The sequence below is a fragment of the Endozoicomonas arenosclerae genome (genome assembly GCF_001562015.1).
Classification (GTDB): Bacteria; Pseudomonadota; Gammaproteobacteria; order Pseudomonadales; family Endozoicomonadaceae; genus Endozoicomonas_A; species Endozoicomonas_A arenosclerae.
In genome coordinates this window covers 19,148-28,564 of record NZ_LASA01000147.1, presented here as the reverse complement: position 1 = coordinate 28,564, position 9,417 = coordinate 19,148, and the positions used below count along the sequence as shown (strand labels likewise).

The 9,417-nt window shown below is 47.7% G+C and carries 10 protein-coding genes; 4 read left to right on the top strand and 6 right to left on the bottom strand.

Going from position 1 to position 9,417, the window contains the following annotated elements; all coding sequences use genetic code 11:
• Positions 1 to 154, bottom strand: a 154-nt coding sequence (locus WG89_RS33000) for a transposase family protein (protein WP_172806667.1), incomplete at its 3' end; no start/stop codon positions are given.
• Positions 155 to 220: 66 nt separating this feature from the next.
• Between WG89_RS33000 and WG89_RS22260 the strand changes: the two genes are divergently transcribed.
• The gene (locus WG89_RS22260; protein ID WP_172806891.1) at positions 221 to 967 is read left to right on the top strand and encodes a WD40 repeat domain-containing protein; all 747 of its coding nucleotides are present in this window, start codon (positions 221 to 223) and stop codon (positions 965 to 967) included.
• Positions 968 to 1,393: 426 nt separating this feature from the next.
• Positions 1,394 to 3,085, top strand: coding sequence for a hypothetical protein (locus WG89_RS22255; protein ID WP_153301756.1), 1,692 nt, complete (start codon positions 1,394 to 1,396; stop codon positions 3,083 to 3,085).
• Between the two features lie 31 nt (positions 3,086 to 3,116).
• Here WG89_RS22255 and WG89_RS22250 read toward each other — a convergent pair whose 3' ends face one another.
• From WG89_RS22250 to argR, 5 genes are all read right to left on the bottom strand, one after another.
• Complete coding sequence (locus WG89_RS22250) at positions 3,117 to 3,695, bottom strand: PqiC family protein (protein WP_062269905.1); 579 nt, start codon at positions 3,693 to 3,695, stop codon at positions 3,117 to 3,119.
• A gap of 4 nt (positions 3,696 to 3,699) precedes the next feature.
• Complete coding sequence (locus tag WG89_RS22245) at positions 3,700 to 4,668, bottom strand: MlaD family protein (RefSeq protein WP_062269904.1); 969 nt, start codon at positions 4,666 to 4,668, stop codon at positions 3,700 to 3,702.
• Entirely contained in the window at positions 4,665 to 5,477 is an 813-nt protein-coding gene (locus WG89_RS22240) for an ABC transporter ATP-binding protein (RefSeq protein ID WP_245662958.1), read from the bottom strand. Before WG89_RS22240 ends, WG89_RS22245 begins: the two co-directional genes overlap by 4 nt.
• Positions 5,477 to 6,598: an MlaE family ABC transporter permease gene (locus WG89_RS22235; protein WP_062269903.1), complete on the bottom strand. Its 1,122-nt coding sequence runs from the start codon at positions 6,596 to 6,598 to the stop codon at positions 5,477 to 5,479. Before WG89_RS22235 ends, WG89_RS22240 begins: the two co-directional genes overlap by 1 nt.
• A gap of 270 nt (positions 6,599 to 6,868) precedes the next feature.
• On the bottom strand, positions 6,869 to 7,327 hold the full coding sequence (gene argR / locus WG89_RS22230) for a transcriptional regulator ArgR (protein WP_062269902.1): 459 nt from the start codon (positions 7,325 to 7,327) through the stop codon (positions 6,869 to 6,871).
• A 494-nt stretch (positions 7,328 to 7,821) separates the two neighbouring features.
• Between argR and artP the strand changes: the two genes are divergently transcribed.
• Both artP and WG89_RS22215 read left to right on the top strand, forming a co-directional pair.
• The gene (gene artP / locus WG89_RS22220; RefSeq protein ID WP_062269900.1) at positions 7,822 to 8,559 is read left to right on the top strand and encodes an arginine ABC transporter ATP-binding protein ArtP; all 738 of its coding nucleotides are present in this window, start codon (positions 7,822 to 7,824) and stop codon (positions 8,557 to 8,559) included.
• Positions 8,560 to 8,630: 71 nt separating this feature from the next.
• Positions 8,631 to 9,392: a lysine/arginine/ornithine ABC transporter substrate-binding protein gene (locus WG89_RS22215; protein ID WP_062269899.1), complete on the top strand. Its 762-nt coding sequence runs from the start codon at positions 8,631 to 8,633 to the stop codon at positions 9,390 to 9,392.
• The last annotated feature ends 25 nt before the right edge of the window (positions 9,393 to 9,417 follow it).

The window sequence follows — 9,417 nt, the reverse complement described above, 5'->3', positions numbered from 1 at the left end:
CCTCCATGTCTTGCCACTCGTCCGCTCCACATATGACTGCGCATACAGCAATGATAAGTATATCGAGCAGGTTGTGATCACACATGCCGGGGCAGCGAGGATCAGGAACTTTGGCTAAAAAATCAGCTAGTGGCTGGTACTGCTTGGCTTCCATGCGGATGAACTACTCTAGGAGACTCGAATAAACTGGATAGAGAGTTTACAAGAAATTTATCTTCGAGTGTTCAGATTGATGCAATTGCCCTGTGGTCGCTTGGTTTTGGTTCTGGAAGTGTTAATCGATCTTGATGGCAGTGTTGCCCTGAATCGCAATCAACTGTTTTTCAGCCCTGATGGTAACTTTCTGGGAGTCAGTCACGGCACCAAAGTCAGCATCTATAACCTGAGAAAGATCAGTAAGAACAGTAAGGGAACACCCGTTGCTGCACTTTATGCTGAAGTAGAATTCGAGCACGCCATCAATGTCATCGAATTCGATCATGAATGGACCAAACTCGGTATTGGCATCAATAACGGTACGGACTGCCAGTTTGTCGTCTGGAATCTTGCAGGCCTCACCCCCAATGCCCAAGGAGTGGTCACTCCAAAAAAAGTGGCTCAAAAAGATTTTGAAGACGATCAGATCAACGACATCAGCTTTGATCGCTTTGGTGAGCTGATGGTCACGGCCATGCAAAGCCAGAATGCCAATGTGTTCAATGTTACGGGACTGGATAGTGCAGGCAATGCCGTGAATGCCAGCGAACCTGATTTGCTAGCTAACCTTCCTCATGCCAACGCCAGTGTTTCCAAAATCAGGTTCTCACCGGATAATCAAAAGGTGGTGACGGCAGCTAATGACGGTAATGCAAGGTTATGGGATGTTGCCGATTACGCTGAGGCAAACACTTCTTCCGCAAACATGATCGCCAGCGGAGTGACTCTGGTTACCACAATAGCGCTCTTTATTGCTTCCTTGTTCTACTGATTTTTAGCCATCTGAAAACAGAAGAGGCTTCACATAAGCTCCCGCTGATAACCTTTTATCGGGGGGAGCTATAGCGGCTTGCCGATAAATAAATGTTAACTATATTTAAAATTCACTTTTTTGGCTGAGTCGAAGTATTCAATTCCTATGCGGGTTATCCGGTTCAATAAGCTACTGAAGTCTTTGTTGAAACCGAGACACTTTCTTTCTGGCTTCAACAGGATCATATGTACAACGGTTCTGTTTTTTTCTTTACTGCTCAGTGAATGGAGTCAGGCAGGAGCGTTTGCTGTTCACCGTTTTGACTTGTTTCAAGGGTGTCAATTCCTTGGAACCTATTCATTGCTATTTCGTCTGTCAGAGGAAGGAGAATACGATCTAAAATCCTTTTATTTTCTAAGTTTTTTCCCTGAAAATGGAACCTCTATGGAGCAATTTTTCAAAGATTCTCCCTGGGCTAGTCTGGGAAAATGGCTTGATCAACTGGCCAAAAAGGAAGTTTGCACCTGCCAGTTTAACAATATTGCCACCCGATTGGATAGCTGCCTCACCTGCCAGAAAAGTGATATTGCCAAGGATGTCAGTTTCTATGTATCGCTTATGCTCAGTGGTAATAGTCCTGATGACTGCCCTTTCAGACACTTTGAAAACTTTAAGAAAACACACTGGCTGACAGATCACCAGGCCGACGGTTTTATTGCACGTTTTAAAGCTGCGGACAATAAACAACTTAGGTTGGAAACTGACGGAGTAGCCTTTCGCTCTGACAATCCCGACGGAAAAGTCTGTTTTCAACAGCGCGGGCGCACCTTCACACTGGGCAGATTTCTTGCTGGCAGTGGAAAAAAGGAACCGGTACTGACTTATCAGGCTGTCGATGATGCAGATGGTACCCCCGTGGCTTTGGAACTTTGGTGGAAAAGTAATGGGACTCACCTGAAAAAACTGCGACATATGATGGCATTGAGTCAAGTTCCCGATAGTCCGAGCATTTCACCAAAGGCAGTCATGCAATTAGACGCCAGTCATTTTGTTAGGGCTTCTTCAATAGTCAGTGGTGATCTGGGAACACAGTTCTCGACACAGAATGCCTTGTTGATTGTGGAAGAATTCGCCGACTATAATTTTTTTTCGAAGCTGAATCAGCATACTGACCCAGATGAATTTATTTCTATTGTGACAAATCTATTGGGAGTATTTACGTTTCTTGATCAGCAGGGCTACCTGTTTGATAGCGAGTTATATGACTTTTTATTTATCAGTAGCAGTGCCCCTTCATGGAAATTCACCGGTCACGAACGATTAAGCCTCGCGGAGAAACATCAAAAGAATGATGCATCTGCTCTGATCGGAAAAGTTTTGATCAAGGCCCTTAATAGGAAAAGCCTATGGGCTTCTATTCCTGAAGGTACACGTCATTTATTAAGTACCATTGAGAAATCTTCAGGATCTCTGACTGCTGCGGAGGCGAGAGAGTTTATTGACTTATCTCAGGGGTACAGGAATAACGTAACAGCCTCCTCTATCAATCAGGATCTGATGGAAACCTATTCCACCGGTTACCATCATCAACTGGATGAAGTGGGCTTGCAGTTAGCAGCCACTCCAAAAGATGGTTACTGTTTACTGCATGCAGTTTTTCAACATTTTGGTGATGTTGACCCAGCTGATATCATCTCAAGTATCAGCGAGAACTTAAATCAGGATCCGGTTCTTGCAGAACAAGCGGTAGAGGATCTGGAATACCTGAATAACGGAGGCTGGGCTTCACCGACGCTGCTACCTTGTATGGCAACTATGGTACATCAACCCATAATCCTGATGATGGCCAACTCCGAGACAGGACAACCCATTATCCAGTCATTTATGCATAATGGCTCCGAAGCACCGGCAGGAGAGAGTTTAGAAACAGTAATGGGAGGCATGGGAGACCTTGTACCTATTGTTGTCGTCCATAACGGTACCAATCACTTCTATGGAACAGCTCAGGCAACAGCCAATGCCAGTACCGGAGTTGAAGAATCAGTTGACCAGGAAACTTTGACCCGAATAGTTGAGGGCAACAGAATGTGGCTTCTGATGCTCTCACTTCTCCTGGGTTATCATCATTGCCAGTAGCCGGTCAGATGCTGCATAGAATCACACAACTTCACTGCTGGGCGACAACATCCTTCTGTATCCGTTGGCTCAGATCTGCCAGCAAATAACTGATCCCTTCAACCAACTGTTGCGGGCTGCTATTTTCAGGTAGGTTACGAGTCAGCTTGATAGTACGAGACTGCACACGTACCTGCTTTTTCATCAGTGTGACTCTTGTATCCAACTCCAGAGTGGAGTCATACCAGGCCAGATTGTTAATGGCTACTTTCACCGCTAAATCCGGTGACTGGCTTCTCAGCCAGGGGCCTGATTCCACATCAGACTCAGGAAGCAGAGCATTCAGGTTCTGGGTCAGTGTTCGGGTAATTGCGTCCTGAACAGGTTCACCCCAGCGTTGTACATCGTAGCGCTTAAGTTCATAGCCTCCGTCGTTTACAACAAGATTGGCACGATCCATCCAGCCAGGAATCTCAACAGGCGACACACCTATAGAAGTCTTCGTATTACTGGCTTTACCCGTTTCCAGAGGCTTCAGGGTGAAGTACTGAAAGGGTGTCACATTCGCTGCACAGGCTGAAAGCAGAAAAGCAGCAACCAGCACAGAAAACCATTGAACATTTTTCATCATCCACTCATTCCCCTGTATCCCTGCCTGACAACACAGAGCCCGGCTGCTCTTCCAATAATTCTGCCAGCTCCCTGACGGCATCCGCTGAACGGCTGATATCCTTGCTGCTGCGCTCCAGCTGATACATCAGGGGCGAATCCGGCGCCATAGTATCTCCCAGGGCAGTAGTCGTTTGCTCTACCGCTTTCAGTGTGGCTTCAACGGTAGCCAGCGCTTCATTCACTTTACCCAGTGTTTTGGGCAGTTCTCTTTCTATGGCCTGAGACATCTGATCCATGCTGTCCGCCATGGGTACAAACTCATCTCTCATGTCGGACATGCTTTTGGCCATATCCTGGGACATGGTGCCAAACTGGGCGAAAGCCTTATTGAGGTTTTCCGGCATTTGCTGGAATTCCTGGCCGCCACTGATAGTGTTCAGGTTGTGGGCAATGCTTTTTAGGTCCGAGATCAGCTCTGGCAGATTCATCTTATCCAAATCCTGAGTGATGGTTTCAAGATCGGTAGGTACTGTAGGAAGCTGCGGATACTGGGTGGCGACAGAAACTGTTCTGGAGCTGGCTTTATAGATGTCTACTTCAACGTATAACAGACCGGTCAAAAGACTCTGGGTTTTCAGTTTGGCCGCCAGGCCTCTGGCCACCAGCTGCTCCATAATATCTTCGGGAATTTCTCCCCCTTTGCTGATCACCATATCCGGGTAGATATCAATGACAACGGTGTTCAGCAGCTCTTCCCTGTTAACATAGAGCTGGGTACGGATATCCGTCACTTCACCAATCTTCACGCCACGCAATGTCACGGGGGCTCCTACATTCAGTCCCATAACACTGCTGTCGTATATAAGCTCATAGCGCTCTTTGCTGTTGCTGGAGTAACTGCCCTTACCAATAAACAGGGCCAGCCCCACAGCCAACCCGATCATGGCGATCACAAACAAACCGGCAAAGACCGAATATCTTTTTTTATTCATTGGCCAACCTCCCCGGAAATCGGTTGATGACCCTGCCCACGGGACAGAAAGTCTCTGACCAGGGGTTGAGAACTGTGATTCAGCATATAGGAAGGAGCACCTGTATCCAGCTGTGTTTTTGTCTGTGCATCAAGAAAAACGCCATTGGAACCTATGGCAAAAATACTTTCCAGTTCGTGAGTCACAATCACAATGGTGACACCCAGTGAATGACTGAGCTGAAGAATCAAATCATCCAGGCGTTTAGCGCTTAATGGATCCAGGCCTGCTGACGGTTCATCGAAAAACAGTACATCAGGATCCAGAGCCATCGCCCGTGCCAAGCCCGCCCGCTTGGCCATACCGCCACTGATTTCGGAAGGATAATAACTTTCATAGCCTGACAGCCCCACCAGCGCTAGCTTGTAACGCACCAGATCGTCGATTTCTGAAGATTTCATCCTGGTATACTGGCTCAGCGGCAGACCCACATTTTCTGCCAGGGTCATGGCGCTGAACAAGGCACCACTCTGATAAGTCACCCCCCAACGCTTTCTCATTTCAAGCTGTTGGGCATCTGTGGCTGAAAAATAATCTTTTCCTTCGTAGGAAATAGTGCCCGCTGCAGGCTGGTACAAACCGATCATGTGTTTGAGCAGCGTGCTTTTACCGCAACCACTGCCCCCCATGATGACAAAGACATCGCCTTTTTGAACCTGGAAGGTCAGGTTCTCCTGTATCAGGTTGCTGCCGTATTTCATGGTCAGCTGATCGACTGCTATGGCTGCACCGGTTTCAGCTATGGCTTCGGGATCTGGCTGTTCCATCATCAAATACCCAACTGGAAATAGAGAATGTTCAGACCCGCATCGGCCACCACAAGATAAACGATGGCAGTCACCACCGCTGTAGTGGTCGCCTTACCCACAGCTGCCGAAGAACGACCGCAAGCCAGACCTGCCTGACATCCGGCAAAACTGATCAGAATGGCAAACACCAGACTTTTAAACAGACCTGTGAGGACATCGGACAGAGAGAAAGCACCGGCCAACTGGTGCACATACTGGGTGAAAGTAATGTCCATGCTCAATGCCACAGCACCGCCTCCCAGCATGCCCAGAATATCGCTGTAGAGTGTCAGCAATGGCATGGCCACAATCAGCGCCAGCATTCTGGGCAGCACCAGATAATCAACGGTTTTGATACCCAGTGTGGTCAGGGCATCCACTTCTTCATTGACCTGCATGGTTCCCAGCTGGGCAGCATAAGCGGCACCGGTTCGGCCAGCCATAATGATCGCGGTCATCAAAGCGCCCATTTCCCTTACCATGCCAACGCCGACCAAATCCGCCACATAGACTTCTGCACCAAACTGCCGGAGCTGAACAGTGCCAAGATAAGCCAGTATCATTCCCACCAGAAAGCTCAACAGCGTGACAATGGGAAGTGCGGCTGGCCCGGCCTGATGCAGAAACTGAAAAAAGTCACCCAGTCGTGCATCACTGCGAAACCTGAGCACGCGAACAATGCCCAGTGCTATATCACCAAGAAACAGGACAAAGTTTTCCAGCCAATCGTAAAGTCCTTTTATCACTTTTTGAAAAATGGCAGAAATTAAGTAAGGACTTTTTTTCGTGACTGCAGCGGGAGGAACAGCTGTAGCCAGTTGGTGCAGACTGAGAGCATCATCAGGCAAACTGGACAACATCAGTTGTATGTTTTGGCGATCACAGTGCCTTTGCAGCTTCAATAGCCAGGCAGAAAACAGTGAATCCCATTGAAAGGAGGGCTCAGCCAAAATTTCAATGGACTGAATTTCCGTTGAGTCTGAACCGGTGAAAAGCTGTTCAACATCAGGCAATGTCTGATGCCGGTCCCAACAACCACAGAGGCAGGCGCTCAAATGTTCCGGACTGACATTATGCGTTATCTTGAAGCCGGGTGATGCCATCGAATTCAGAAGTGCTGATAAAAAAGAGCGTCAAGCATATAGATAAACCGCGAACGGGTAAATATTCCTGAGAATGACTTTACCTAGCCCATACCCACTTCGTCACAGAGTTTTAAAAACAGTATTGACTAAATCTGGACCTGCCACTCAAAACAAAACGTTCATTGACGTTTATAAGAATTAGAAGGCTCACTACTTTATTCTTGTTGTTCAAATCTGTTTTTGGCCTGTACCCACTGTATACAGGCCAATCACCAGTTCGCAGGACTGTTACATAAACAGTTTAACGATACTTTCCTGAAGGCTTTCTATCTCAGCAGGTGAGACCGGCGCAACAAAGATAGTGTCGTCCCCTGCCACACAACCCAGAATGCCATCGGAGCGACCTATGGAGTCCAATAGTCGGGCTATCATCTGGGCAGCCCCGGGGCTGGTTTTGATGACAATCAACATTCCGTTATTGGCAACATCTTCCACCAGATCCCTGACAGCGATGTTGGAGTCCATTTTTCCCAGCTCCGGGGGCAGGCAATAAACCTGTTCATTACGAGCGTTTCGGGCACGAACTGCGCCGTGACGGCTCAACAGTCTGGACACCTTGGATTGACTGATGTTGTCAAATCCCTGGTTTTGAAGCTGTTCTACGATCTGGCTCTGGGAGCCACAGCGTTCATCTTTCAGCAACTGCCTGAAAGCCTTTATGAGTTCTTCCTGTTTTTGACTGGCCATAATCTTTGTTCATAGCTCCTGAAGTCCCAGATAAAAAAACCGGGGTTTCCGACCCTTCTGGGTAAAAAAGCAATATCTATGAATAAATATTCAAATGTTACTTGATTTTATCCATGATCATGTAAGAGAATCCTTTTTTCCATGTGAACCCGTAGTCTGTTCGGCCTATGCTTTCCGGTAAGAAATAGCCTGCAGACCCAGTCAGCCCTAAAATCTGTTCGAGCCGTGACAACTCGGCCAGACTTCTGCTGATGCGCCGCTTCAACCCTATCGCGGCAGGACTCTCACAAACAGCCATGAGCTGGAAACACTGCCAATGCAAAAGACACTGGCTGAACGGGTGTTTCAAACAGTCATGAGCACAAATCAGCCATGAGCGACTGAAACCATTTTTCGTCACCCATGGGGATGAAGAATTGTTCAGTGTATAAACTGCCCGCTGTATTTCATACTCACCAAAGCGGGAATTTTTACAAAATGGTAGATGAAAGGCAATGGGCATAGTAGTAGAGGGCCTCAGTAAGGCTTTTGGTTCCACACAAGTTCTCAAAGACATCAGTTTTAATATCCCCCGCGGAGAGACAACGGTTCTCCTCGGCGCCAGTGGTGCAGGTAAAAGTACCCTGTTAAGAATGCTGAACCTGCTGGAAACCCCTGATCAGGGCACCATGAAAGTTGCGGACATGGATTTTAATTTCACCCGCGATCATGATAGCAAGAGCCTGAATAAACAGGCTTGCGCACTGCGTCGCAAAGTCGGAATGGTGTTTCAGCAGTACAATCTCTGGCCTCACATGACAGTTCTGGGCAATCTGATTGAAGCTCCGGTGGTTCAGGGTATGCCTAAAGAGCAAGCCACCAGCAAAGCCAAAGAATTGCTGGAACGTGTAGGCCTCTCTGAAAAAGCCGATGCCTGGCCTTCATCCCTTTCTGGCGGACAGCAACAGCGTGTTGCCATTGCCCGTGCCCTGATGTTGTCACCTGACGTATTGTTATTTGACGAACCTACTGCCGCACTGGACCCGGCTATTACCAACCAGGTGGTAGAAGTCATAAAAGAGTTAAGCCAGTCTGGTATTACCCAGGTGGTAGTCACTCACGAAGTGGAATTTGCCCGGAAAATTGCCAGCAAAGTTATCTATCTTGAAGATGGCCATATCGTCGAAGACGGTTCATCCGATCGTTTTGCCAACCCTGAAACAGAAGCTTTCCGCAGCTATCTGGAACACTGACTTTTCTGGAGGCCTTCGCCTCCGGATACTTTCTTGCTAGAAGAATTTTTCGGATTTCTGGAGTACCGAAAATGAAAAAAATGTTCGCCACTGTTCTGGCAGCTACTGCCCTGACCCTTTCCGCAGTTCAGGCCCAGGCCGAAGAAACCATTCGCTTTGCCACGGAAGCCACCTACCCTCCTTTTGAGTTTGTTGGCAAAAACAATCAGCTGGAAGGTTTCGATATTGATCTGGCCAACGCCATCTGCAGTGAACTGAAGGCCGAATGTACCTTCAGCAACCAGCCTTTTGACAGCCTGATTCCCAGCCTGAAATTCCGTCGCTTCGATGCGGTTATCTCAGGTATGGACATTACTCCGGATCGCCTCAAGCAGGTTGATTTCAGTGGCCCTTACTATGAAAACTCAGCTATTTTCGTCGCTGAAAATGACAAGGGACTGAAATCTATTGAAGCCCTGAAAGGTAAATCTGTAGGCGTTCAGAACGGCTCCACACACCAGCAGTATGTCATCGACAAACTGGAAAGCCAGGGTGTTAAAGTTCGTCCTTACGACACCTTCCAGAATGCGTTTCTCGATATGACCAGTGGTCGTGTTGATGCTGTTTTTGCTGACACCGCCGTCGCTAAAGAGTGGCTGGCAGAAAGAGGGGAAGGTCAATACGGGCAAGTGGGCCCGGAAATCAAGGATGCCGATTACTTTGGCATTGGTTACGGTATCGCAGTGCGTAAACAGGACGAGTTGAAGAAGAAATTCGATACTGCCCTGAACAAGTTGAAAGAAAACGGCACCTATCAAAAGATTTACGACAAATATTTCAACAAGACTTCCTGACCAATCACACCCGGGCTGCAGTTAA

Coding starts and splice junctions, on each gene's coding strand:
- WG89_RS22255 (WP_153301756.1), top strand. CDS start 1,394: ATGGAGCAATTTTTCAAAGATTCTCCCTGGGCTAGTCTGGGAAAATGG.
- WG89_RS22250 (WP_062269905.1), bottom strand. CDS start 3,695: ATGATGAAAAATGTTCAATGGTTTTCTGTGCTGGTTGCTGCTTTTCTG.
- WG89_RS22245 (WP_062269904.1), bottom strand. CDS start 4,668: ATGAATAAAAAAAGATATTCGGTCTTTGCCGGTTTGTTTGTGATCGCC.
- WG89_RS22240 (WP_245662958.1), bottom strand. CDS start 5,477: ATGATGGAACAGCCAGATCCCGAAGCCATAGCTGAAACCGGTGCAGCC.
- WG89_RS22235 (WP_062269903.1), bottom strand. CDS start 6,598: ATGGCATCACCCGGCTTCAAGATAACGCATAATGTCAGTCCGGAACAT.
- argR (WP_062269902.1), bottom strand. CDS start 7,327: ATGGCCAGTCAAAAACAGGAAGAACTCATAAAGGCTTTCAGGCAGTTG.
- artP (WP_062269900.1), top strand. CDS start 7,822: ATGGGCATAGTAGTAGAGGGCCTCAGTAAGGCTTTTGGTTCCACACAA.
- WG89_RS22215 (WP_062269899.1), top strand. CDS start 8,631: ATGAAAAAAATGTTCGCCACTGTTCTGGCAGCTACTGCCCTGACCCTT.